Source organism: Blastomonas aquatica (assembly GCF_014639875.1).
Taxonomy (GTDB): Bacteria; Pseudomonadota; Alphaproteobacteria; order Sphingomonadales; family Sphingomonadaceae; genus Blastomonas; species Blastomonas aquatica.
The window spans coordinates 193,584-215,999 of record NZ_BMGD01000005.1; the positions used below are offsets into that span (position 1 = coordinate 193,584).

The 22,416-nt window shown below is 66.3% G+C and carries 23 protein-coding genes and 1 riboswitch; of the genes, 6 read left to right on the top strand and 17 right to left on the bottom strand.

The window, feature by feature from the left end:
- The first annotated feature begins 111 nt into the window (after nt 1-111).
- The 5 genes from IEW00_RS14385 to IEW00_RS14405 all read left to right on the top strand — a co-directional run bounded on the left by IEW00_RS14385 (nt 112) and on the right by IEW00_RS14405 (nt 5,089).
- A complete protein-coding gene (locus tag IEW00_RS14385; protein ID WP_188515106.1) occupies nt 112-765 on the top strand; it encodes a phosphoribosylanthranilate isomerase in 654 nt (217 codons plus the stop codon).
- Complete coding sequence (gene trpB, locus IEW00_RS14390; RefSeq protein ID WP_188515107.1) at nt 740-1,981, top strand: tryptophan synthase subunit beta; 1,242 nt, start codon at nt 740-742, stop codon at nt 1,979-1,981. Before IEW00_RS14385 ends, trpB begins: the two co-directional genes overlap by 26 nt.
- Nucleotides 1,978-2,784, top strand: coding sequence for a tryptophan synthase subunit alpha (gene trpA, locus IEW00_RS14395; protein WP_188515108.1), 807 nt, complete (start codon nt 1,978-1,980; stop codon nt 2,782-2,784). Before trpB ends, trpA begins: the two co-directional genes overlap by 4 nt.
- Nucleotides 2,785-2,795: 11 nt before the next feature.
- Nucleotides 2,796-3,653: an acetyl-CoA carboxylase, carboxyltransferase subunit beta gene (gene accD / locus IEW00_RS14400; RefSeq protein ID WP_188515109.1), complete on the top strand. Its 858-nt coding sequence runs from the start codon at nt 2,796-2,798 to the stop codon at nt 3,651-3,653.
- Nucleotides 3,654-3,760: 107 nt separating this feature from the next.
- Complete coding sequence (locus IEW00_RS14405) at nt 3,761-5,089, top strand: bifunctional folylpolyglutamate synthase/dihydrofolate synthase (RefSeq protein WP_188515110.1); 1,329 nt, start codon at nt 3,761-3,763, stop codon at nt 5,087-5,089.
- A gap of 138 nt (nt 5,090-5,227) precedes the next feature.
- On the opposite strand, the gene IEW00_RS14410 is transcribed toward IEW00_RS14405, so the two are convergent.
- From IEW00_RS14410 to IEW00_RS14470, 13 genes are all read right to left on the bottom strand, one after another.
- Nucleotides 5,228-6,568, bottom strand: a complete 1,341-nt coding sequence (locus IEW00_RS14410) for an AmpG family muropeptide MFS transporter (protein WP_373282651.1) — start codon at nt 6,566-6,568, stop codon at nt 5,228-5,230.
- A gap of 106 nt (nt 6,569-6,674) precedes the next feature.
- Nucleotides 6,675-7,232 (bottom strand): histidine phosphatase family protein, encoded by a 558-nt coding sequence (locus tag IEW00_RS14415; RefSeq protein ID WP_229737056.1) that lies wholly within the window; start codon nt 7,230-7,232, stop codon nt 6,675-6,677.
- Entirely contained in the window at nt 7,232-8,023 is a 792-nt protein-coding gene (locus tag IEW00_RS14420; protein WP_229737057.1) for an adenosylcobinamide-GDP ribazoletransferase, read from the bottom strand. The genes IEW00_RS14415 and IEW00_RS14420 overlap by 1 nt, the downstream gene beginning before the upstream one ends.
- A gap of 1 nt (nt 8,024) precedes the next feature.
- Complete coding sequence (cobT, locus tag IEW00_RS14425) at nt 8,025-9,023, bottom strand: nicotinate-nucleotide--dimethylbenzimidazole phosphoribosyltransferase (RefSeq protein ID WP_188515113.1); 999 nt, start codon at nt 9,021-9,023, stop codon at nt 8,025-8,027.
- Nucleotides 9,023-9,661 carry a 5,6-dimethylbenzimidazole synthase gene (gene bluB / locus IEW00_RS14430; protein WP_188515114.1) on the bottom strand — a complete coding sequence of 213 codons (639 nt, stop codon included), beginning with the start codon at nt 9,659-9,661 and terminating at the stop codon, nt 9,023-9,025. The genes cobT and bluB overlap by 1 nt, the downstream gene beginning before the upstream one ends.
- Entirely contained in the window at nt 9,658-11,115 is a 1,458-nt protein-coding gene (locus tag IEW00_RS14435) for a cobyric acid synthase (RefSeq protein ID WP_188515115.1), read from the bottom strand. Before IEW00_RS14435 ends, bluB begins: the two co-directional genes overlap by 4 nt.
- Complete coding sequence (cbiB, locus tag IEW00_RS14440; protein WP_188515116.1) at nt 11,103-12,029, bottom strand: adenosylcobinamide-phosphate synthase CbiB; 927 nt, start codon at nt 12,027-12,029, stop codon at nt 11,103-11,105. Before cbiB ends, IEW00_RS14435 begins: the two co-directional genes overlap by 13 nt.
- Entirely contained in the window at nt 12,029-12,808 is a 780-nt protein-coding gene (locus IEW00_RS14445) for an ABC transporter ATP-binding protein (RefSeq protein WP_188515117.1), read from the bottom strand. The genes cbiB and IEW00_RS14445 overlap by 1 nt, the downstream gene beginning before the upstream one ends.
- Nucleotides 12,805-13,722, bottom strand: a complete 918-nt coding sequence (locus IEW00_RS14450; RefSeq protein ID WP_188515234.1) for a FecCD family ABC transporter permease — start codon at nt 13,720-13,722, stop codon at nt 12,805-12,807. The genes IEW00_RS14445 and IEW00_RS14450 overlap by 4 nt, the downstream gene beginning before the upstream one ends.
- A gap of 50 nt (nt 13,723-13,772) precedes the next feature.
- Complete coding sequence (locus IEW00_RS14455; protein WP_188515118.1) at nt 13,773-14,621, bottom strand: ABC transporter substrate-binding protein; 849 nt, start codon at nt 14,619-14,621, stop codon at nt 13,773-13,775.
- A complete protein-coding gene (gene cobO / locus IEW00_RS14460; protein ID WP_188515119.1) occupies nt 14,618-15,229 on the bottom strand; it encodes a cob(I)yrinic acid a,c-diamide adenosyltransferase in 612 nt (203 codons plus the stop codon). The genes IEW00_RS14455 and cobO overlap by 4 nt, the downstream gene beginning before the upstream one ends.
- On the bottom strand, nt 15,226-16,266 hold the full coding sequence (locus IEW00_RS14465) for an aminotransferase class I/II-fold pyridoxal phosphate-dependent enzyme (RefSeq protein ID WP_188515120.1): 1,041 nt from the start codon (nt 16,264-16,266) through the stop codon (nt 15,226-15,228). Before IEW00_RS14465 ends, cobO begins: the two co-directional genes overlap by 4 nt.
- On the bottom strand, nt 16,266-18,206 hold the full coding sequence (locus tag IEW00_RS14470; protein ID WP_188515121.1) for a TonB-dependent receptor plug domain-containing protein: 1,941 nt from the start codon (nt 18,204-18,206) through the stop codon (nt 16,266-16,268). Before IEW00_RS14470 ends, IEW00_RS14465 begins: the two co-directional genes overlap by 1 nt.
- Before the next feature lie 144 nt (nt 18,207-18,350).
- Nucleotides 18,351-18,554, bottom strand: a riboswitch (cobalamin riboswitch).
- A 28-nt stretch (nt 18,555-18,582) separates the two neighbouring features.
- On the opposite strand from IEW00_RS14470, the gene cobU reads away from it, so the two are divergent.
- Nucleotides 18,583-19,116, top strand: coding sequence for a bifunctional adenosylcobinamide kinase/adenosylcobinamide-phosphate guanylyltransferase (gene cobU, locus IEW00_RS14475; protein ID WP_188515122.1), 534 nt, complete (start codon nt 18,583-18,585; stop codon nt 19,114-19,116).
- Here cobU and IEW00_RS14480 read toward each other — a convergent pair.
- The 4 genes from IEW00_RS14480 to IEW00_RS14495 are packed head-to-tail and all read right to left on the bottom strand — an operon-like array spanning nt 19,113 to nt 22,243.
- Complete coding sequence (locus tag IEW00_RS14480) at nt 19,113-20,105, bottom strand: FAD:protein FMN transferase (RefSeq protein WP_229737058.1); 993 nt, start codon at nt 20,103-20,105, stop codon at nt 19,113-19,115. The two genes, cobU and IEW00_RS14480, sit on opposite strands and share 4 nt — an antisense overlap.
- Nucleotides 20,102-21,070, bottom strand: a complete 969-nt coding sequence (locus IEW00_RS14485; protein ID WP_188515123.1) for a DUF4198 domain-containing protein — start codon at nt 21,068-21,070, stop codon at nt 20,102-20,104. The genes IEW00_RS14480 and IEW00_RS14485 overlap by 4 nt, the downstream gene beginning before the upstream one ends.
- Before the next feature lie 24 nt (nt 21,071-21,094).
- The gene (locus IEW00_RS14490; RefSeq protein WP_188515124.1) at nt 21,095-21,571 is read right to left on the bottom strand and encodes a DUF2271 domain-containing protein; all 477 of its coding nucleotides are present in this window, start codon (nt 21,569-21,571) and stop codon (nt 21,095-21,097) included.
- Between the two features lie 27 nt (nt 21,572-21,598).
- Nucleotides 21,599-22,243 (bottom strand): PepSY-associated TM helix domain-containing protein, encoded by a 645-nt coding sequence (locus tag IEW00_RS14495; RefSeq protein WP_188515236.1) that lies wholly within the window; start codon nt 22,241-22,243, stop codon nt 21,599-21,601.
- Nucleotides 22,244-22,416 lie beyond the last annotated feature (173 nt).

Consider the following 22,416-nt stretch of genomic DNA (forward strand, 5'->3'; position numbering starts at 1 on the left):
CCGAGCGTCTCGCGCATCCCGTTCTCCGGCGGAAGCCGGAGCCCAGGAGCGAGCTTGCGCAACGACGCCCTGGATTCCGGCGTTCGCCGGAAAACGGAAAAAGAAAAGCCTATGACCACTCTCATCAAGATCTGCGGGCTTTCCACCGAAGCCACCATCGACGCCGCCGCCAAGGCCGGCGCGAGCCATATCGGCCTCGTCCACTTCGAGAAGAGCCCGCGGCATGTCACGCTCGAACAGGCGGCGAAGCTGCGCGTGCGCACACCGACCAGCCTCAAGGTCGTGCTGCTGCTGGTCAACGCTTCGCCGGTGCTGACCGAGCAGGCGTATCGCGCTGTGCGACCCGATGTCATCCAGTTCCACGGGTCGGAAACCCCCGAATGGCTCGCGTTGGTGAAGAAGCACATGAAGGTCGAGGTCTGGAAGGCGCTGGGTCTGCGCAGCGCCGAGACGCTGACCAACGCCCGCCGCTTCGACGGGATCGCCGACCGCTTGCTGTTCGATGCGCCCGCACAGGCGCTTCCCGGCGGAAACGGCGTTGCGGTTGATTGGTCGCTGCTCGCCGGGCATCAGCATCTGGTGCCCTGGGGGCTCGCTGGCGGGCTGGACCCGGACAATGTCGGCGAGGCACTGGCCGCGACGCACGCGCCTTTAGTCGATGTCTCCTCGGGCGTCGAGAGCGCGCCGGGAGTCAAAGATATGGACAAGATGGCGCGCTTTTGCCAAGCGGTTGCCGACCATGACCAACGCAGCCACCAAGCCTAACAGCTATCGCAATCAACCCGACGCACAGGGCCATTTTGGCCAGTTCGGCGGGCGCTATGTTGCAGAAACCCTGATGCCGTTGGTGCTCGATCTCGAGAAACACTATCGCGCAGCCCAGGCGGACCCGGCGTTCAAGGCGCAGTTCGATGATCTGCTCGAGCATTATGTCGGGCGGCCCAGCCCGCTCTATTACGCCGAGCGGCTGACCGAGGAACTGCGCAAGCAGGCTCCTGAGGGCAAGGGCGCGCAAATCTGGTTCAAGCGCGACGAATTGAACCATACCGGCGCGCACAAGATCAACAACTGCATCGGCCAGATCCTGCTCGCGATGCGGATGGGCAAGACGCGGATCATCGCGGAAACCGGCGCAGGCCAGCACGGCGTCGCCACCGCCACCGTGTGCGCGCGCTTCGGCCTGCCCTGCGTGATCTATATGGGCGCGACCGACGTCGCGCGGCAGCAGCCCAATGTGTTCCGCATGAAGCTGCTCGGCGCGGAGGTCATTCCCGTGACCAGCGGCGCGGCGACGCTCAAGGATGCGATGAACGAGGGCCTGCGCGACTGGGTCGCCAACGTCCACGACACCTTCTACATCATCGGCACCGCCGCCGGCCCGCACCCGTACCCCGAACTGGTCCGCGATTTCCAGAGCGTGATCGGCAAGGAAGCGCGCGCGCAGATGCTCAGCCGCATCAACCGCCTGCCCGACCTGCTGGTCGCGGCGATCGGCGGCGGATCGAACGCGCTTGGCCTGTTCCACCCGTTCCTCGATGACGACGTGAAGATGCTCGGCGTCGAAGCCGCAGGCTACGGCCTCGACGGTACCGAGCACGCTGCAAGCCTGCTGGGCGGCTTCCCCGGCATCCTTCATGGCAACAAGACCTATCTGCTGCAGGACGAGGACGGCCAGATCACCGAGGGCCATTCGATCAGCGCAGGGCTCGATTATCCCGGTATCGGCCCCGAACACGCCTGGCTCAAGGACATGGGCCGGGTCGAGTACACCGCGATCACCGATGACGAGGCGCTCGAAGGCTTCCAGCTGCTCTGCCGCACCGAAGGCATCATCCCCGCGCTGGAACCTGCGCATGCGATTGCGGCGGTCGCCAAGATCGCTGGGCAAATGGACCGCGACCAGATCATTCTCGCCAACCTGTGCGGACGTGGTGACAAGGATATCTTTACGGTGGCGGAAAAGCTGGGGGTGGAGATGTGACCACGCGCCTCGCTAACGCCTTCCCAACCGATCGCGCCGCGCTCGTCTGCTTTGTCACAGCAGGCGATCCGGACGCAGCCTCCACCCCCGCGATCCTGGACGCGCTGGTCGCGGGCGGCGCGGATGTGATCGAGCTCGGTATGCCGTTCACCGATCCGATGGCCGATGGCCCCGCGATCCAGGCGGCGAACCTGCGTTCGCTGGCTTCGGGCACCAAGACCGCCGACATCCTGCAGATCGCCACCGGGTTCCGCAGGCGCCACCCCGATGTCCCGCTGGTGCTGATGGGCTATGCCAATCCGATGACCCGGCGCGGGCCCGAATGGTTTGCCGATGCCTGCGCTCAAGCCGGGGTCGATGGCGTGATCTGCGTCGACATTCCGGTCGAGGAAGACGCATCACTCGGCCCGGCTCTGCGCGCGAAAGGCATCGCGCCGATCCGGCTGGCGACGCCGACCACCGATGCCGCGCGGCTGCCGGCGGTGCTCGAAGGTGCGGGCGGGTTCCTGTATTACGTCTCGGTCGCAGGGATCACCGGCAAGCAGCAGGCGGTGCAGGCGAGCATCGAGCAAGCGGTCGCTCGGCTCAAGGCCTCGACCGACCTGCCGGTGGCTGTCGGCTTCGGCGTGCGTACGCCCGAGCAGGCCGCCGCCATCGCCCGCGTCGCCGATGGGGTTGTCGTCGGCAGCGCAATCGTCGAGATAGTCAGCGAGCATGGCGCGGATGCCGCCGGCCCGGTGCGCGATTACATCGCCAGCCTGGCCAGCGCGATCGCCACCGCGCGCCACACCGCCACCGCCTGAGGAGCACGTCGATGAACTGGTTCAGCCGAGTCCGCAACTCCATCCCCTTCATCGCGCGGCAGGACAGCACGCCCGACAATCTGTGGCACAAGTGCAAGGCCTGCGGCGAAATGGTGTTCGCCAAGGAGTTCGAGGACAACCTTTCAGTCTGTCCCAAGTGCAACCACCACGACCGCATCGGCGCAGCGAGCCGCTTTGGCATGCTGTTCGACGACCAGATCTGGGAGGAGCTGTCCTCCCCCACGGTCCGCGAAGACCCACTGAAGTTCAAGGACAGCAAGAAGTATGTCGACCGGCTGAAGGCGGCGCGCGCCGCCAATGTCGGCAATGACGCGCTGACCAACGCCCTCGGCCGCATCCACGGCAACAAGGCGGTTGTCGGGGTGCAGGACTTTGCCTTTATGGGCGGATCGATGGGCATGGCGGTGGGCGCCGCGTTCATCCTGGGCACCGAGCGCGCGATCGCCGAGAAATGCCCCTATGTGATCTTCACCGCTGCCGGTGGCGCGCGGATGCAGGAAGGCATTCTGTCGCTGATGCAGATGCCGCGCAGCACGGTGGCGATCAGCCGCCTGCACGCGGCGGGCCTCCCTTACATCGTCGTGCTGACCGATCCGACCACCGGCGGTGTCACCGCCAGCTATGCGATGCTGGGCGATGTCCAGATGGCCGAACCCAACGCGCTGATCGGCTTTGCCGGGCAGCGGGTGATCGAGCAGACGATCCGCGAAAAGCTGCCCGAGGGCTTCCAGCGGTCCGAATATCTGCTCGAGCACGGGATGCTCGACATGGTGGTCGAACGCAAGGATCTGCGCGACCGGCTGGGCAGCGTGATCGATTATCTGATGGCGGCGAAGGCTGCGGCGTGACGATAAGGCCCCTCCCCTTCAGGGGAGGGGTTGGGGTGGGGCCTGCCGAGATGTACCGCGCTTCCTTCCCCACCCCCGTCCTCTCCCCTGAAGGGGAGGGGTGAACTGTGCCCGACCACGCCGTCTCCTCCGACCCCGCCGTCCAGACTCAGCTCGATCGCCTCGCTGCGCTGTCGCCGGGGCGCGATGTGCTGGGGCTCGAGCGGATCACAGCGCTGCTGGCCCGGCTGGGCGATCCGCACCACGATCTGCCACCGGTGTTCCATGTCGCAGGTACCAACGGCAAGGGATCGACCTGCGCGTTCCTGCGCGCTGCGATCGAGGCCTCGGGCCAGACCGCGCATGTCTATACCAGCCCGCATCTGGTGCGCTTCAATGAGCGCATTCGCATCGCCGGACGGCTGATCAGCGACGACGCGCTGGCCGGGTATCTCGCCCGCGTTCTCGATATTGCCGAGGGCACCGGCGCGAGCTTTTTCGAAGTGACCACCGCTGCGGCCTTCCTCGCTTTTGCCGAGACGCCTGCGGATGCCTGTATCATCGAGGTCGGCCTGGGGGGCCGGCTGGATGCGACCAATGTGCTGCCGCAGCCTGCGGTATGCGGCATTGCAGCGCTCGGGATCGACCACGAGGCGTTTCTGCTCGCGCCCGAAGAGGGCACACCCGACCTGCCGATGGAGCGGATCGCGTTCGAGAAAGCAGGAATAGCCAAGCAGGACGTACCGCTGGTGATCCAGCGTTATGCCACGGGAATGATGGGTGCGATCGCGGGCCAGGCGATGCGCGCCGGGGCCTATGTCAAGGTACGGGGCGAGGACTGGGACGCCGCGCTGTATCAGGGGCGGCTGCATTATCGCGATGTCGACGGGCGGCTGAGCCTGCCGGTGCCCCGGCTGCCCGGCGAGCACCAGGCGGACAATGCTGCTCTGGCCGTCGCAATGATCCGCCATCAGAGCGCGATCACCATTCCCGACAGCGCCTTGAGCGCGGCGATGGGCTGGGCCGACTGGCCCGCGCGGCTGCAACGCCTCAGCGATGGTCCGCTGACTGCGCTGCTGGGCGCCAATGAGTCGGTCTGGCTCGATGGCGGGCACAATCCTGACGCAGGCGCGGCGCTGGCGAAGCACGTAGCAGGCATGGGCTGCAAGGTGCACCTGATCATCGGGATGCTGTCGAACAAGCAGGCAGGCGCGCTGCTCGGGCCCCTCGAGCCGTATCTCGCCAGCGTCACCGCGCTGCCGGTTCCTGGGCATGCGTGGCACGATGCGGATGCGTTTCAGGCGTGCCTGACCTCGGGGATCGAGGTCGAGGCGGCGGCGGATATCGAGGCTGCATTTGCCAGGCTGGCGCAGCGCGAGCCGATCCCGCTGCTGATCGCAGGCTCGCTCTATCTGGCGGGCGAAGTGCTCAAGGCGAATGGGCAGGAGCCGGATTGAGCGGCCCCAACCGTTTTCCGGCGAAAGCCGGAAACCAGGGCGATCACAGCGCAATCCGACTCCTGGGCTCCGGCTTTCGCCGGAGAACGGGCTTTGAGAAACTCATGATCACTCGGGACAGGCGGAAGGGGGGCAGTCCTACTCTCCGCTCTCCTCGGTCCCTGCGGTGCCCAGCGAGCGATCCACCAGACCGCTCGCCATCATCCACCAGAACAGCAAAACACCCGGCAAAGCAGCCAGCGTGGTGACAAGGTAGAAGTTGGCGAAGCCGAGGGATTCAATCATGCCTCCCGCCAGCGTTCCGGTCAGGAACCGCCCTGTGATGCTCGCCGCAGCGGACAGCAAGGCAAACTGGGTGGCGGTGAACTCGAGGTTGCACAGCGCCGAGAGGTACGCGACCACGCACACTCCGCCGATGCCGCTGGCGAAATTCTCGAACCCGACCGCACCTGCCATCGCCCAGTTGCTGTGGCCCGACACCGCCAGTCCGGCAAAGGCAAGGTTGGAGACCGCCATCAGGATCAGGCTGATCATCACCGAGCGCTTCATTCCCAGCCGCGCATACAGGAACCCGCCGACGAAGATGCCTGCCAGCAGTGCCCAGAATCCCAGACCCACATCGTAGATCGCGACCTCGTCATTGGTGAACCCGAGATCCTCGAAAAGCAGACGCAATGTGAGGTTGGCGAGCGTGTCGCCGATCTTGTGGACCAGCACGAACAGCAGCACGATCAGCGCGCCCGAGCGCTTGAAGAACTCGGCGAGCGGGCTGACATAGGCGATGGCTGCTGCGACCGGACCCTTCAACGGCTTGGGCTCCTGCCTGCGCGCAGGTTCGCCCATCACTAGCCCGGTAATCACCGCGAACAGCCCGAAGAACGACACCGCGATATACGCCGTGGTCCAGTCGGCGCGCGCCGCGATCACCAGCGCGATCGCGCCCGCTGCTGCCGCACCGATGCGCCAGCCATATTGGCTCATCCCCGATCCCACGCCCAATTGATGCGGTTCGAGCAATTCGATGCGATAGGCGTCGATGACGATGTCGAAGGTTGCCCCTGCCACGCCGACCAGGATCGCGGCGACAGCGACCTTGCCGATGTCGGCCTCGGGATCGAGGATACCCAGATAGATGATGCTGATCATCACCAGCACCGCGCACAGGATCAGCCACGAAACCCGCTGGCCGATGCGGCCGAGCAGGGGTAATTTCACCACATCGATGATCGGCGCCCACAGCCATTTGAAATTGTAAGCCAGGAAGGTCAGCGCAAACGCGGTCACAGTCGATTTCTCGATCCCCGATTGCGCCAGCCGGGTCGACAGCGTCGCTGCGATCATCGCGAACGGAAAGCCCGACGATATGCCGAGGAACAATGCCGCCAAAGGTGCTGCCTCGGTATAGGGTCTCAAACCCATAGGCAGCGATGCGCGCCATCCCGTAACCTCGGGCGCGACCCCTGCAGCGTGTTCGGTCATCTGGTCTTTGTCCCTTCGCGTGTGCCGCCGCTGATCCTGGGCCGGAACCTAGCGGCATCGCCGATTTACGCCAGAGGGATATTGCCGGTCCGTGCCCGGATCAGCGTCAATTGGCTGCAGGCGATCGGTCGATTTCCACAATTCCGCCCAGTTGCGGCACCAGACCCGGCCATTCGCGGGCGGCAAGGCCCTGGCGCATGCCCAGAATCGCTGCGATCGGGCCGCCGTGCGTGATCACCAGCACGCGGCCTGCGGGCAGTGTGTCGAAGCCGGTGAGCGCCCGCCGGGCAAGCTCCATCGTAGTCTCGCCACCGCCGGGGCGGAAGTGACCGGGGGCATCGATCATGCCGTCCATGGCGTTGCCGGTGGCGCGGTAGATCGCGTCCCAGCTTCGTCCCTCCCAGCTTCCGAAATCGCGCTCCTGCCATTGCGGGTCCGCGCGCGCTGGCACGCCCACCAAGGTGGCGACCGCCTCTGCCAGGATTCGTGCGCGGCGCAGGCCCGAGTGCAGGATGATCTCAGGGTTCCATGCGGCCAGCTCAGGCGCGAGGGCGCGCATGTGTACGGCCCCTTCGCGGCTCAACCCCATGTCGCTCTGCCCATAGCAGCGGCCCTGCCAGGCGCGGGCGACCTGTGTGTGCCGGACCAGCAGCACCGTGCGCATCACAGCGATGCCGTCGCCGCGAGCAACGCAATCAATTGCCCGGCATAAGCGGCAAAGCCCAGGCAATCGCCGGTGCTGCCGCCGATCCGGCGCAACAGCAGCGCGCGGAACCAGGCGATGAATACTGCAGCGCCCAGCAGACCCAAGAGCAGGGGCAGGGGACTGAGCACGGCAAAGCCCAGCAATCCCGGTACCGCAGTCGCCAGCGCCACCAGCAGCACCGATCGCCCGACACCCGATGCGACATCCTTGGCAAGGCCCGTGCCTTGCGGTGCGGGCGCGACCATCGTCATCAGCACCACGACCAGTAGCCGGCCAGAGGTGGCAGCGGCAACGATGGTGAGGAACGCCGCCCATGGCGCCAGGGTCGCGATCACCGCGAGCGTCAGCGCCGCGCGGAGGCCCACTGCGAGGATCAGCCCAAGGCTGCCATAGCTGCCGATCCGGCTGTCCTTCATGATCCGCCGGACATTGTCAGGTGTGAAGCCGCCGCCGAACGCATCGCAGAAATCGGCGACCGCATCCTCGTGAAACGCGCCGGTCAGCCGCGCCTCGACCACCAGTGCGATCAGCACCGCGACCAAGGCAGGCCAGATGCTGTCGGCCATCAGCGCAATGCCTGCGGTGACAGCGCCGATCCCTGCGCCCACCAATGGAAACCAGCCCACCGCCTGCACCAGCCCGGTTGCAACCTGCTGCGCGCTCAGCTTTTCGGTGCCAGGCACGGGGATCCGGGTGAGGAACTGGATTGCGAGCACCGGCGGGGCCCAGACAGGATGTTTGCCGTCCATATCAGCCGCCGATGTCGGAAAGCCTGGCGACATCGCACAGCAGCGCGCCTGCGCTGTCGAGCAACGGCAGCGCAACTAGCGCGCCGCTGCCTTCGCCCAGTCGCATCTGCCATTCGAGCACCGGGGTGAGGCCGAGTTGCGCCAGCGCCGCGCGATGGCCGGGCTCGGCAGACAGATGCCCTGCGATCATCACGGTGCGCGTGCCCGGGCATAGCCGCTCGGCGATCAACGCGGCGGCGGTGGTGACATAGCCATCGAGCAGTACCGGCACGCCCTGCCGCGCGGCCTGCGCGTAGAAGCCCGCCATCGCGACGATCTCGAAGCCTGCGATCGCGGCCAGCGCCGCCTTGTCGGTGCGACCGCCGAGCGACGCCACCGCCGCGGCAACAATATCGCGCTTGATGATCCGCATCGCCGCATCCGCGCCAGCGCCGCTGCCAGTCGCCGTGTCTGCATCAATCCCCGCGAGCGCGTGGGTCAGGCAGGCGGCAGCGGTGGTGTTGCCGATCCCCATTTCGCCCGCGATCAGCAGGCGTTGGCCCGCCTCGATTGCCTGCTGCGCTTCGACCTCGCCCAGCGCCCAGGCGGTGTCGAACTGGTCCAACGTCATCGACGGGCCGCAGCTGAGGTCCACCGTGCCGGGTGCGATCGCTGCCGCGTTGAAATGCGCGGGCCAGGGCCCGCGCGGCGGCTGGATCATCCCGGCATTCACCACCCGCACATCGACGTCATGCACTGTGGCGAGCGCGGTGCTGCTCGCCTTGCCTCCGAGGATCGTCTCGACCATCGCGGTGGTCACCGCCGAGGGCCAGGGCGTCACACCTTGCGCGACCACGCCATGATCGGCGGCGAACAGGACAAGACGGCGCGGGCGGGTGAGCGGGGTGAGAGACTGGCTCGCCAGCGCCAGCTCGACCGCCAAAGCCTCGAGCCGCCCCAGGCTTCCCACCGGCTTGGCGAGGGCATCGAGCCTGGCCTGAACGTCGTCGCGGGTGATCATCAGCGCTCCAGCCGGGTGATTTCAAAGGGCAGCCGGTCCTGCCAGCCATGCCGGACCAACTCGGGCGTCTCGCTCTCGCGCTCGGGATAGCCCAGGCACAGCAGCGCGATAAAGCGCCAATCTCCGGGCACGTCGAGCTGTGCGTTCATCCCCGCAGGATCGATGATCGATACCCAGCCCAGCCCGATGTCCTGCGCGCGCGCCGCCAGCCACAAGGTGTGGATCGCGGTCACTACCGACCAGCACACAGTCTCAGGCATCGTTGCGCGGCCAAGGCCGTGACCAGCTTCGCCCTGTTCGTCGCAAAACACCGCGACGATCTCGGGCGCCTCGCGCAGGCCATGGAGTTTGAGCCCGTCGTACAACGCCTTGCGTCCGCCCGAATAGCGCTCGCCCGCCGCGCGTTTCTGTGCATCGACCGTATCTGCTAGTCTCTGCCGCAGTGTAGGCGAGACGATCCGGACGAAGCGCCAGGGCTGGGCATTGCCCACCGACGGGCCGTGGCACGCGGTTTCGAGCAGGGTGTCAAGCAGGCCATCGGGCAGGGGACGGGTGTCGAATTGTCGCACGTCGCGCCGCCATGCCAACAGCTGGTCGAGTTGCTCGCGAAAGGCTGAGTCGAACATCGGTCCGCTCATGGCTTATGCCCCGCAATGGCCAGCAGCCGGTCGATATTGACATATTGCTCGAGCGAGGCGGCCAGCGCATCGAGCGCCTGGTCGACGCGGGTGTCCTGCGCGACGCCATCGCTCTGCACCCCCAGCCGCGCCAGCCACGCGCCGCGCTGGGCGGGGTGATCGAACAGCCGGTGGATATAGCAGCCCGCGATTTGGCCATTCGCGCTGACCACGCCGTCTTCTGCGCCATCGGCCAGCCGCAGCAGCGGTTGCACGGGGCCGAGCGCGCGGGTCTCGCCGACATGGATTTCATAGCCTGCAAAGGCCTGGCCATCGCGCAGGCTGGTGCCGGTGACATCGACCACGCGCTTGTCGCCGGTCAGCCGGGTTGCGACCGGCAGATAGCCCAGTCCGGCGACGATCTCGGGCGCGCCTTCGACGCCATCGGGGTCCTCGATGCTCTGGCCGAGCATCTGATAGCCGCCGCAGATGCCGAGCAGGCCGCCGCCGCGCCGGACATGCGCTGCGATATCGATATCCCAGCCCTGCGCGCGCAGGAATTTGAGGTCCGCAATCGTCGCCTTGGTGCCGGGCAGGATGACCAAAGCCGCATCACCGGGGAGCGGCTCGCCCGGAGGCACCATCACCAGCCGGACACCGGGCTCGTGCGCCAGCGGATCGAAGTCATCGAAATTGGCGATCCGCGACAGCATCGGCACCGCGATGGTGACCGTGCCTTCGCCGCCGACAGCCGCATCGAGCACCACCGCATCCTCGGCGGGCAATTGCCGCGCCGCAGCCAGCCAGGGGATCACGCCCAGCCCGGGCCAGCCGGTACGCCGCTCGATCTCGGTATAGCCATTGTCGAACAGCCGGACATCGCCGCGAAACTTGTTGATCAGGAAGCCGTGGATCATCGCGGCGTCGTCGGCGTCGATCACAGCCTTGGTGCCGACGATCGAGGCGATCACCCCGCCACGGTCGATATCGCCGACCAGCACCACCGGCACGTTCACGGCGCGGGCAAAGCCCATATTGGCGATGTCGCCCGCGCGCAGGTTGATCTCGGCCGGGCTGCCCGCGCCCTCGACGATGACGATATCGGCGTCGGCCTTCAAACGGTGCCATGATTGCATCACAGCTTCGAGCAGCTCGCCCTTGCGATGCTGGTAATCCGCCGCGCCCAGCATGCCGACAACCTTACCGTGCACCACCACCTGCGCACCGGTATCGGACTGCGGCTTGATCAGCACCGGGTTCATATCGACATGTGGGGATACGCGGCAGGCCAGCGCCTGCAGCGCCTGCGCGCGGCCGATCTCGCCGCCGACTGCCACCGCAGCGTTGTTTGACATGTTCTGCGGCTTGAACGGACGCACGTTGAGCCCGCGGTTGGCGAGCAATCGGCACAGGCCTGCGACCAGCACCGATTTGCCGACATCCGATCCGGTCCCCTGCAGCATCACAGCAGCCATGCGAGCCCTCCTGTCATGGCCCATAGCAACACGCACGCCCAGCGATAGACCCAAAGCGCGCGCTGCAAATCCCTGGCATCGGGCGCGGGGCCGTCGCCCAGCCAGGCGCGGTGTGCAGGTTCGCCGTCATAGCTGACCGGGCCGCCCAGCCTGCGCCCCAGTACGCCCGCCATCGCCGCCTCGGGCCAGCCGCCATTGGGCGAGGCATGGGACCGCGCGTCGCGCAGCATCGTCGTCCAGCCGCCCATTCCCGCGAGGCACACCAGCACGCCGGAAATCCGCGCGGGGATGAAGTTCACCAGATCATCGGTCCGCGCCGCCGCCCAGCCGAAATGGAGATAACGCGTGTCGCGGTGGCCGATCATCGAGTCCGCGGTGTTGACCACCTTGCAGACCAGCAGCCCGGGAAGCCCCGCGACAAGGAACCAGAAGGCGGGCGCGACCACGCCATCGCAGAAGCTTTCGGCCAGGCTCTCGGTCGCCGCGACCGCAATGCCGCCCTCGTCGAGCGCTGCGGTGTCGCGGCCGACGATCATTGCAACCGCCGCGCGCGCCGCTGCCACATCGCCGCGTAACAGCGGACCGGCGACCGCGCGGACGTGATCATCTAAGCTGCGCTGCGCAAGACCGGTGGTTGCAAGCACGATCACCAGACCGACTGCGAGCCCGTCGCCCGCCCACGCTTCGATCAGCCAGCCAATCGCGCCGGCACCGCCTGCGACCAGCGCCAGCAGCATTATCCCCATCGCGCGGCGCCGCAACGCGCTGCCTGCGTTCCATCGCCGCTCAAGCGCGGCAATGGCCACGCCGATCCAGATCACCGGGTGGCCGATCACGCCCAACAGCCAGGCGGGATAGCCGATCGCGGCCTCGCCGATCAGCGCCAGCAGCAGCTGTTCGGGCCGCGCCAGCATCAGCGCTGCGCCATATGCGAGGTGACGATGAAGCGCACGCCGTCGGGGGTGGTGCCGATATGCGAGGATACGCCATACGTTTCGGCAATCCGTTCGGGGGTTAGCACGTCGGCGGGCGCGCCTTGCGCGACGATGCGGCCATCGTACAGCAGCAGCACCTCGTCCGCCACCCGGATCGCGTGGTTGAGGTCGTGCAGTACCACGATCACGCCTGCACCGCCGCGCGCAACATCGCGCAGGCATCCGAGCGTATCGAGCTGGTGCGCGGGATCGAGATTGGCGAGCGGCTCGTCCGCCAGCAGCCATTGCGGCTCGCCCGCCAGCACCCGCGCAAGCAGGACGCGCGCGCGCTCGCCACCCGAAAGCGCCGTCATCGGGCGGGCGGCGAATTGCGTGACATCGGTCGCGGCCATCGCGCGGACCACCGCAGTGCGGTCCGTCTCGGTTTCGCCCCAGCGCGCGCGGTGCGGATAGCGGCCCAGCGCCACCAAGGTCGCGACATCGATATCCCAATGCACGTCCGCGTCCTGGGGCAGCAGGCCGATCTGCCGCGCCAGATCGCGCATGCCCAGCGCAGCGCGCGGTTGGCCGCCGACCAATACTTCGCCCGCGTCCGGAGTGTGCAGTCCGGCGAGACACGAGAGCAGGGTGGATTTACCTGCGCCGTTGGGGCCCAGCACCGCCGTCACCCGTCCGGGCGCAAAGCTGGCGCTGACCGCGTCGAGCACCCGGCGTCCGCCGAGATTCAGGGTGAGGTTCTCTGCTGCCAAAACGCTCATGCCAGCCTCCGCCGCATGCGCAGCAGCAGGATGAGGAAGAACGGCCCGCCGAGCATCGACATCGCGATTCCCAGACGCAGTTCGCTCACCGTCGGCAGCGCGCGAACCAGGCTGTCGGCGACCAGCAGCAGCAGCGCGCCGGCGAGCGCCGAGGGCAGCAACACCGCCGAGGGGCGGTTGCCGACGAACGGTCGCACCAGATGCGGCACGATCAGCCCGACAAAGCCGATGATCCCTGCGGTCGCCACCGACGCGCCAACGCACAGCGCAACCCCGATGACGATCAGCAACTGCAGCCGCATCGGATCGACCCCCATCGAGCGCGCGGTGGACTCGCCCAGCGTCAGCGCGTCGAGTGTGCGTCCGGTGAACGCGAGCAAGACGCAGCCCAACGCCAGCAGCGGCAGCGCGAGCGTGACGTCATCCCAGCTGCGATCAGTCAGCGCGCCCATCAGCCAGGTAACGATCTGCGACGTCGCAAACGGGGTAGGCGCCAGGCTGATCGCGAGGGCGGTCATCGATCCCGCGACGCTCGACAGGATCACGCCTGCGAGCGTGAACACGATGATGCTGCCCGAGCGCCCGACCAGCAGCGCCAGGATCGCCATGGTGATCCCTGCGCCGGTGAGCGCGAAGGCGGGGAGCAGCAAAGGCGCGGCGGCATAGCCGAAATAGAGCGAAATCACCGCACCAAGTGCCGCGCCCGAGGACACGCCGAACAGCCCGGGGTCGGCCAGCGGATTGCGCAAGTAACCCTGCATCGCCGCGCCCGACAAGCCGAGCGCTGCCCCCACCATCGCCGCGAGCAGGGTGCGCGGCAGTCGCAGCTCGGCGATTATCGGCCACCGTGGGTCGCCCGCCACCCAGGCATCGAGCGGGATCCACACCTTGCCTGCGATCAGCGAAAGCATCATCGCGGCGGCTATACCAGCGAGCAGAACGAGGTTGATCCGCAGTGACCGGCTCACAGGCTGCGCCTAATCTGGGCAAGGTGTCCGACCGCCTCGATGATCGTCGGGCCACCGCAGTGCAGCAGCTTTTCGGGATAGCGGTGTACCGCAATCCGCTGTTTCAGCCCGGCGAGCACCGGATGGCCCAGCATCCTGTCTGAGCGGTCGTGCGCGCCGACCGACAGCAGCACGCGCGGTGGGCGCGCCACCAGATGTTCGAGCGGCAGCACGTCCCATTGCTTGAGGCCATAATCGGCGCTCAGGTTGCGATAGCCGGTGACACGCAGAAGTTCGCTGGCCAGCGTGCCATCGCCGGGCACCAGCCCACCGCCCTGCCAGATGAGCGCTCCGGGGGGCGCGGCGCTGCTCGCCGATGCCGCGCGCACCGCATTATCGATCCGCGCGACCAATGTCTCGCCGCGTGCGGGTTGGCGGATCGCCGCAGCAATCGTGCGGACCTGCGCGTTGCTCTCGTCGATGCTCTCAGGCACGCCGATCTGGATCAGCGGAATGTTCATCCGGTGCAGCGCGGAGATGGTCGAGGGCGCGACATGGCTCCCGGCGATCACGATATCGGGAGCCAATGCGACCACCTCTTCTGCCGTCCCCGATGTTGCCACAAACCGCAGCGCCTGATCGAGCGGGATCGAGGTTGCGCGCGGGTCCTGCGAGTAATGGCTGATCGCGGCGATCTGTTTGGGCTCGGCGATCTGCATCAGCACCGCGTCGACGCACGGGTTGATCGAGACCACGCGTGGCAGCGCCGTCGCCTCTGGCGTGCGACGCTGGCCAGCGCGGTCAGCCGCCTGCGACGAGCATCCCGCGACCGTCAGGCCAAGAACAAGGGCAGCTAAGCGGATCAATACTCGACGCCCTTCTGCGCCTTGAACCCGGCCTTGAACGGGTGCTTCACCTCCTCGAATTCGGTCACCAGATCGGCAAGCTCGATCAGCTCGGGCTTGGCGTTGCGGCCGGTGATGCAGATGTGCTTGGTCAGCGGGCGATCCTTCAGGAACGCGACGATCTCGTCGATCGGCAATGTGTCCTGCCGCAGCACGATGTTGAGCTCATCGAGGATGATGAAGTCATAGGCGGGATCGAGGATCAGCTCCTTCGATCGCTCCCAGGCGGCGCGGGCGGCATCGATATCGCGCGCGCGGTCCTGCGTGTCCCAGGTGAAGCCCTCGCCCATCACCTCGAAGGTGAGCAGGTCGGGGTTGGCCTGGAAGAAGTTCTTCTCGCCGGTCTCCCAGCTGCCTTTGACATATTGCACGATGCCGACCTTCATCCCCCAGCCCAGCGAGCGGATCGCCATGCCGAAGGCCGAGGACGACTTGCCCTTGCCGTTGCCGGTGTGGACGATCAGCAACCCGCGCTCGAGCGTGCGCTTGGCCTGCATCCGTTCGCGCGCGGCCTGCACCTTCTTCATCCGGGCGTTGTGCCGGGCGAAGTCTTCGTCGGTCTCGGTCATCGGGTCCTCCATAGGGTGAGCGCGTTGCCCAGCTTCGTCCAGTCGTCCTCATCGCGCGGCAGGCCGATCCGCAGCCAGCCGGGCGCATAGGCAAAGGGCCGGGTCAGCACGCCCGCCTGCGCCAGATGCACGAACAGGCCATCACGCCGATCGACGCTGACCAACACGAAAAACGCGGTGCGCGCGGCAATCGTGATACCATGGTTCGCCAGCAAGTCCGCCAGCCGCCGCGATGCCTCGGTCAGCCGCGCGCGCTGCGTCCGATGCCAGCCATGGTCGCAATAGGCGGCAAGCCCTGTGGCGAGCGCAGGACCCGAGATCGGCCAGTCGCCGATCAGCGCACGCAAACGGTCGCCAATCGCAGGTGGCGCGATAACAAAGCCCAGCCTGAGGCCCGCGAGGCCGAAGAACTTGCCGAATGATCGCAGCACGATCAGCCCCGGCCAGTCGCAGCCTGCGAGCCCATCATCCGTGTTGGCATCGGCAAACGCCTCGTCAACGATCAGGTGTCCCCCGCGTGCCGCCAGCAGCGATGCAGCGACCTCAAGCTGGGTGCGATCGGCCACCAGGCCGTCGGGGTTGTTGGGCCGGGCCAGGATCAGCGTATCGTGGGTCTGCGCCATCGCGACCAGAGCATCGGCGCTGCAGGGGGTGATGGTATTGCCCCCCCACATCGCGACATGGCCCGAATAGCCCGGGCTGACCACGGCCGATCGTTTGCTGGCAGTATCGCCCGCTAGCATCGCGCCCAGCAGGCGCAGCGCCAGGTCGCTCCCCGGCACTGCCACCACGTGCGACGGCTCGGCGCTGAAATGAGCCGCTGCAGCAGCCTCGAGCGCGGCCAGTTCGGCCGGATCGGGAAGCCGTTCAGTGCTGCCTTGACTGTCGGCGACGGGATAAGGCCAAGGCGCAATCCCGGTCGAAAGGTCGGTCCAGTGGGTGACCTGCGGGAAGGCAGCGCGCGCGATATCGATGCGCCCGCCGTGCAGGGCAAAATCATCGATCAGATCGCCGGGTGCGCGCGCTGCTTTAGCCATCAGTAGCGCAACCGTACGCCGGCATAGCCCGCCCGGCCCGGCGAGCCATAGCGGAACACCGTCTCGTATTGCTCATCGAACAGGTTCTCGACACGGCCGTAGATATCGATCCGGTCGGTCAGCGGGAACGATGCGCGCAGGTCGGCGAGGACATAGCCTTCGACCTTGCGGCTGTTGTTGGCGTTGTCGAAATTGGCGCCGACATGGGTCACCGTCACCCCGGTCTCGAGCCCGAAGCCCCAGCGATAGTCGACCAGCGCGGTGACGCTGTGCTGCGGGCGGCGGACCAGCTGCCGGCCGAAATTGACGTTGCCGGGCGAGCGGTTGGTGGCATCGGTATAGGTATAGTTGGCCTGCAGCCGCAGCGCATCGACCGGCTGCATCGTCAGTCCGAACTCGACCCCTTCGGCGCGCGCCAGCGAGACGTTGTCATAAGTACCCGAAGGCCGATTGGTGCAGATACCCGTCAGCGGCGCGACACACGAGACGAAGATGATCAGGTCGCTCGAATTGCGCCGGAAATAGGTGGCGCTGGCGAGCAGCCTGCCGTTCACCAGCTTCTGCGTGATCCCCGCATCCCAGCCCTTGGACCGTTCGGGCTGGAGCTGCTGGTTGCCGAAATCGCTTTGCAGCTGGAACAGCGAGGGCGCCTTGAATCCCTCGGCATAGCTGGCGCGAAACGCGGTATTGCCTTCGCCCGGCGCAAATACCCCGTTGGCACCGAAAGTGGTCGCACCGCCGAAACGGTTGTGATCATCGTGCCGCACGCCGCCGGTCAGTGTGAGGCCGCGGGCAGGGGTCGCGACGAGCTGGCCATAGACGCTGTCGATCCGTGCCCGCCCCAGCGAGGGTGCCGCGCCGAAGCTGCTGCTCGAAAACCGCGATGTCTCGCGTTCTAGCCCTCCGGTCAGCTGCCAGCCCTCGGCCATATCGAAGATTCCCTGATACTCGATCCGCTCGTTGCGGCCATGGCCGACAAAGGTTTCGGTCGCAGGGCCGTCGAGCGCGATGTTGCGGCGGCGAGTATCAGTATAGGCATAGCCCAGCCGGTTGCGCAAACGTCCGTCGAACAGCGCCGCGTTGATCCCGGTATAGCCGACGATCTCGCGGGTTCGCGATTCCTCGTTCACATCTGCGAAGGCAAAGCTGGGCGCAGGAAAGCCATCGATATTGACCCGCCCGCGCGAATACCATCCGCGCGCATCGATCGAGATCGCATCGCTCAGCGCCAGGTTGAAATTGGCGTTGGCGCCCAGGTTGTCATAGCCGTCTTTCTCGGTCCCGCCGCGCGCCTCGCTGAACGCCGAAATGCCGTCGGTGCGGAAATAACCCGCGCCCGCGCTCCCCGACAAGGGACCTGCCTTGCCCGAGATGTTGCCGACCAACTGGCCGGTGTCACGATAGCCATATTCGCTGCGCAGGTTGACCGCGAGCTGCTCGGTCGGCTGGCGGGTGATCATGTTGATCACCCCGCCGATCGCCTGACTGCCCCAGAGCACCGAGGAGGGGCCGCGCAGCACCTCGATCCGATCGATGTTGCCGGTGAGCAGATGGCCGAAGTTGAAGCCGCCGCCCGGTGTCGATGGATCATTGAGCTTGATCCCGTCGATCAGCGCGGCGGTCTGGTCGCTTTCGGCACCCCGGATGAACACCGAGGTGGTCGAGCCGACACCGCCGTTGCGGATGATGGTGACCCCGGGCAAAGTCCGCAGGATATCGGCCACCGACTGGGTCTGACGCTGCTCGATATCTTCGGAATCGACGACGGTGATTGACTGGCCGACGCGCTCGACCGGCTGCGCGGTGCGGTTGGCGGTGACGACGACGATCGGTTCGCGCGGGTCAGCTGCAGCGAGAGTATCTTGCGCGAACGCAGGTATGCAGACGCTGACACAGAGTGCGAGTGTGGAGGCTGTAACGTTCAGAAATTGTTTAGGCATGTGTATCCCCTTGTCAAACAACATGGGGTTGCACGCACCAATGGCACGACGATGCTATCGCCGGCATATCACCCGCGCGCGCCACCCCGATCGATGTCGTCACACGAGGAAAACCTCGATCGCGCTGAACCTCCCGTCCGCGCAAAGGACCGACTGCAACAGGCAGGTCTCCTGGCTCCCGGGTCAGCACGCTCGCCCTGCCTTCCCGGATGCGAAGCACCCAGTGGCACGATGGGGCGACCGCTCTCCGGTCACAGTTGCGGGGACAGCCGCGGATTACAGGGTAGATACCTGCTTCCGCGTTCCCTATTAATCCCATCTCTGGGAACCTGTCGCGCCCCCGCATTATGGCGTGCAAAAAGGCATTGCAAGAAAAATGGCGGACGGGGTTCTGACATTCATCACGGGCGGAGCGCGGTCGGGCAAGAGCCGGCGCGCGCAGATGCTGGCCGAAAGCGAGCCCGGTGACCTGGTATATCTGGCGACGGCGCAGGCGTTCGACGACGAGATGACCGACCGCATCGCGCGGCACCGATCGGACCGGGGGGAACGTTGGCGCACCGTCGAATGCCCGGTCGATCTGCCGCAGGCGATCACGCGCGAAATGCGCCCGGGCCGGGTGCTGCTGGTTGATTGCCTGACCTTGTGGACCAGCAACCTGCTGCTGGGTGATCTCGATTTTGCAGCGGCGTCGCGGCAGCTGATCGACACGCTGGCCAGCGCCCGTTCGCCGGTCATCCTTGTCAGCAACGAGGTTGGAATGGGGATCGTCCCCGAAAACGCGCTCGCGCGCCGGTTCCGCGATATGGCGGGGCGGTTGAACCAGGACGTGGCGGCGATCGCCGACCATGCCGAACTGGTGGTTGCGGGGCTGAGCATTGCGCTCAAGCCCGCGCGACCGGTTTCCTAAGGCTCAAGCAGCGCCTCAAGCGCAGGGCTGATCCATTCGCTTCCATCGCGCCGAACTATCCGCGTGATCAGCGCATTCGCCTCGGCAATCAGTGTCGCATGTGGTGTATCCAGCACGCTGAGCGCGGTCGCCCAGGCATCGGCCTGGATGCACTGCGGCGCGAGCACGGTGACGGCGGTGGTCTGGTGCAGCGCTGGCTTGCCTGTCAACGGATCGAGCGTATGGCTGCCGCGCACATAGTCGCCCGAGGTCGCCACCGCGAGCTGATGCAGCGCAACCCGCAGTGGCGGCAGAATGGTGCATGGTGGGTTTTCGATATCGACCCACCACGGATCGCCATCGGGCCGTAGCCCGCGTCCGGTGCACTCGCCGCCGATCTCGACCAGAGCGTGACAGATGCCATGCGCGGCGAGCAGATCGGCGATTGCGTCCACCGCAAAGCCCTTGGCGATCCCCGACAGGTCAAGCCAGACCCCGCCCGGCTGATGCAGGGTTTTGGCAACAGGATCGAAGGCAAGCTGCTGCCAGCCGCCGAGGCGAACGCTTTGGGCGATTTCATCAGGATCAGGGTCGCATTTGGTCGGTCGCGGACCAAGCCCCCAGATGTCGGTCAGCCGACCCAAGGCAGGATCGAACGCGCCGCCCGAAGCCTCCGCGATGGCCATTGCTTCTGCCATAACCTCAGCAAAGTCATCCGAGAGCGCCCAATCGCTTCCGGCCTCGGCGCGGTTGAACCGGCACAGCTGCGAGTCCGGCTCCCAATGGCTCATGTCGGCGACGATGCCATCCAGCCGGAATTGCACCATCGCCTGCACGTCCGCGCTGGAAAGCCCCAGCGCAGCTGGCAGCGCCGCGCGCACCTGCCAGGTCGTTCCCATCGTCGCACCTGCGATGCGGACCACGCGCGCCCGGGAATCGAAGCTGCGGAACACCGCAGCGTCGATCGCGCCGGGTACCGCGATCCGCATCGCCGGGGCGTCGGATATCACGGAGCCATGACCTCGAGTGTCGCGGTATAGCTCATGCGGCGCTTGGCGGCCTTGGGGTGGCTGGGGCTGGAATCGCTCAGGCTCGCATTCAGCCAGTACATGCCAGCGATCGGCCATTGGACGGTGAGCAGGCCTTGATCGTCGGTCGTCAGCTTTTGCATGCCATCGGTTTCGCGATAGCGGCGCCCGCCGGGGATGATCTCGACCTCGAGACCTGCGGCAGGCTTGCCATCGATCAGGAAACGAAACTGGCCAGGCTCGTTCGAGACCAGATCGGTGGGCAGGGTGACCGGCACGAACTCCAGCCCCTGGCCGGTCGGCTTGAACAGCGTATCGCTGGGCTCGCCCGCGCTGACGAAGAACTCGTTGCGGCCCATCATCTGGGTCAGATCAAGGTCGGTTGCGTTTGCAGGGATGTCATCGACGCTGGCAACCATGCGGCTGGGGTCGATGCGCGGCCTGCCGCCGGAACCACCACCAGCGCCACCGGGCCCACCCGCACCGGGCCCACCCGCACCGGGCCCACCCGCACCGGGTGCACCCGCATTGGCACCACCTGCATTGGGGCCACCGGCGCCGGGTCCGCGCCTGCGACCGACCATCCATTGCTCGCCATCAACCTTGAAGCTGCCCGTCACGCCTGTGTTCTCGATGCCGATACGCCAGGTTCCGGGCTTGTCGATCCTGACATCGAAGGTCGAGCGGTACCGGCTCCTTGCGATGTTGTCCGCTGCGCCCATCGATCCATCGGGGGCATAGACCTTGATCCCATCGACGCTCATTGCTGCGTGGTTGGCTTCAAAGGGCGCCGTTGAGGCTCCGGCATCGACGGTAATGCTCTGCTCGGTATCAGACAGCACCGTGGTCGATGGCAGCAGCCAGGCGTTATGCGCATAAGCAGGCAGGGCAAAGCCCATAACGGCGGCGGTCAACACCGCGGTAGACATCAGGGATTTGCGGATCATGGCGTGGTCCTTTTTGCGCGAAATTCAACGGGATTTGATGATGATGGCACCAAGCTCGGTCTTGCCCGATGCCTGGGTGGGGCGGACCGGAACCTCGAGCGGGACTGACACGACCTCACGACCGCCATCCTCGCGCGAGGCTTCGACGAACAGTGTGTAGCTGCCCGATTTGACATTGGCGGGGATGGTGATGCGGTGCGCGCCCGGGGCGCGGGTGGCACCGCTCACGCCATCGGCCGGCAGCTTGAGGCTGCGTCCGCCCTTGCGCCACCAGGTGCGCAGATCGGCCAGCCATTTGGTGCCGGGCTCGGCACCGCGCTTGTCGATATCGTACCACACCGCCAGCGTCCGCGCCGGGCCACCCGCCTTGGGCTCGATCCACACCGCGACATAGGGCACGTGATATTCTGCAACGTTGATCCGCGGGATGGTGACGGTGACCGTCCCGGCAGATGCCGGGGCCGCGATCACGCTGACCGCGATGGCAAGGCTTTTCTTCATGACACTCTTGGCTCCTTGATTGATCCGTCAGACATGCATGAACAGCAGGATGATGGCCGCAGGCACCAGCGTGCCCAGGCCCACCAGCGGCCAGGTTGATGGCCGATTCTTGGCATGGAGCTGCAGCAGCAGCATCCCGGTGAAGGTGAAGATCACGCACGCAACCGCAAGCACGTCGATCAGCCAGAACCAGGCGGTTCCGGTGTTGCGGCCCTTGTGCAGATCGTTGAAGAACGAAACCCAGCCACGGTCGGTCCTTTCGGCCTCGATTGCCCCGCTGGCGCGATCGATGCTGACCCAGGCATCACTGCCGGGCCCAGGAACTGCGACATAGACCTCGTCCTCGGACCATTCGGCCGGTTCGCTGCCCACATCGACGCCGACCAGATCGCGCACCTCGTCGCGAATGGAAGCGGGCAGGGGCGCCGCATCCACGGGCTGGGACCGGGCGAGCAGCCCGGTGAGCGAGGCGGGAAGCATGGCATTTACCGTCACCACTTCAGGCGTCGCAGAAATGGTCGCGGCGTGGTTGAGCGTGAGCCCGGTGACCGAAAACACGAACATGCCCGCGAGCGATACTGCAGCACTGATCCAGTGCCAGCTGTGCAGTTGCTTGAGCCAGAACTTCTTGGCGCTGCGGGGCTTGCGGCGACGTTTTGCGTCGGCCTCCATGCGTGGCTTCACAGATGAACGAGAATGGCCCTCGGCGCGCAACCCGCTTACTCCACCATCGCTGAACGGTGCGCTGTCTGCGCCCTGATTCAGGCGGTCGCTGTCCAGCAATGTACCGTGTGACACCGTCGTTTCATCCCTTTGGCAACGCTGAATGGAACCGCGCCGGACGG

Bases quoted from the DNA above. Each gene is read 5' to 3' on its own strand.
- IEW00_RS14445 (WP_188515117.1), bottom strand. From the start codon at position 12,808: ATGAGCGTTTTGGCAGCAGAGAACCTCACCCTGAATCTCGGCGGACGC.
- IEW00_RS14495 (WP_188515236.1), bottom strand. From the start codon at position 22,243: ATGGAGGCCGACGCAAAACGTCGCCGCAAGCCCCGCAGCGCCAAGAAG.
- cobO (WP_188515119.1), bottom strand. From the start codon at position 15,229: ATGACCGAGACCGACGAAGACTTCGCCCGGCACAACGCCCGGATGAAG.
- IEW00_RS14420 (WP_229737057.1), bottom strand. From the start codon at position 8,023: ATGGACGGCAAACATCCTGTCTGGGCCCCGCCGGTGCTCGCAATCCAG.
- accD (WP_188515109.1), top strand. From the start codon at position 2,796: ATGAACTGGTTCAGCCGAGTCCGCAACTCCATCCCCTTCATCGCGCGG.
- IEW00_RS14385 (WP_188515106.1), top strand. From the start codon at position 112: ATGACCACTCTCATCAAGATCTGCGGGCTTTCCACCGAAGCCACCATC.
- IEW00_RS14465 (WP_188515120.1), bottom strand. From the start codon at position 16,266: ATGGCTAAAGCAGCGCGCGCACCCGGCGATCTGATCGATGATTTTGCC.
- cbiB (WP_188515116.1), bottom strand. From the start codon at position 12,029: ATGCTGGCGCGGCCCGAACAGCTGCTGCTGGCGCTGATCGGCGAGGCC.
- trpB (WP_188515107.1), top strand. From the start codon at position 740: ATGACCAACGCAGCCACCAAGCCTAACAGCTATCGCAATCAACCCGAC.
- IEW00_RS14435 (WP_188515115.1), bottom strand. From the start codon at position 11,115: ATGGCTGCTGTGATGCTGCAGGGGACCGGATCGGATGTCGGCAAATCG.
- cobT (WP_188515113.1), bottom strand. From the start codon at position 9,023: ATGATCACCCGCGACGACGTTCAGGCCAGGCTCGATGCCCTCGCCAAG.
- IEW00_RS14410 (WP_373282651.1), bottom strand. From the start codon at position 6,568: ATGACCGAACACGCTGCAGGGGTCGCGCCCGAGGTTACGGGATGGCGC.
- IEW00_RS14450 (WP_188515234.1), bottom strand. From the start codon at position 13,722: ATGATGCTTTCGCTGATCGCAGGCAAGGTGTGGATCCCGCTCGATGCC.
- IEW00_RS14415 (WP_229737056.1), bottom strand. From the start codon at position 7,232: ATGCGCACGGTGCTGCTGGTCCGGCACACACAGGTCGCCCGCGCCTGG.
- IEW00_RS14470 (WP_188515121.1), bottom strand. From the start codon at position 18,206: ATGCCTAAACAATTTCTGAACGTTACAGCCTCCACACTCGCACTCTGT.
- IEW00_RS14490 (WP_188515124.1), bottom strand. From the start codon at position 21,571: ATGAAGAAAAGCCTTGCCATCGCGGTCAGCGTGATCGCGGCCCCGGCA.
- IEW00_RS14485 (WP_188515123.1), bottom strand. From the start codon at position 21,070: ATGATCCGCAAATCCCTGATGTCTACCGCGGTGTTGACCGCCGCCGTT.
- cobU (WP_188515122.1), top strand. From the start codon at position 18,583: ATGGCGGACGGGGTTCTGACATTCATCACGGGCGGAGCGCGGTCGGGC.
- bluB (WP_188515114.1), bottom strand. From the start codon at position 9,661: ATGAGCGGACCGATGTTCGACTCAGCCTTTCGCGAGCAACTCGACCAG.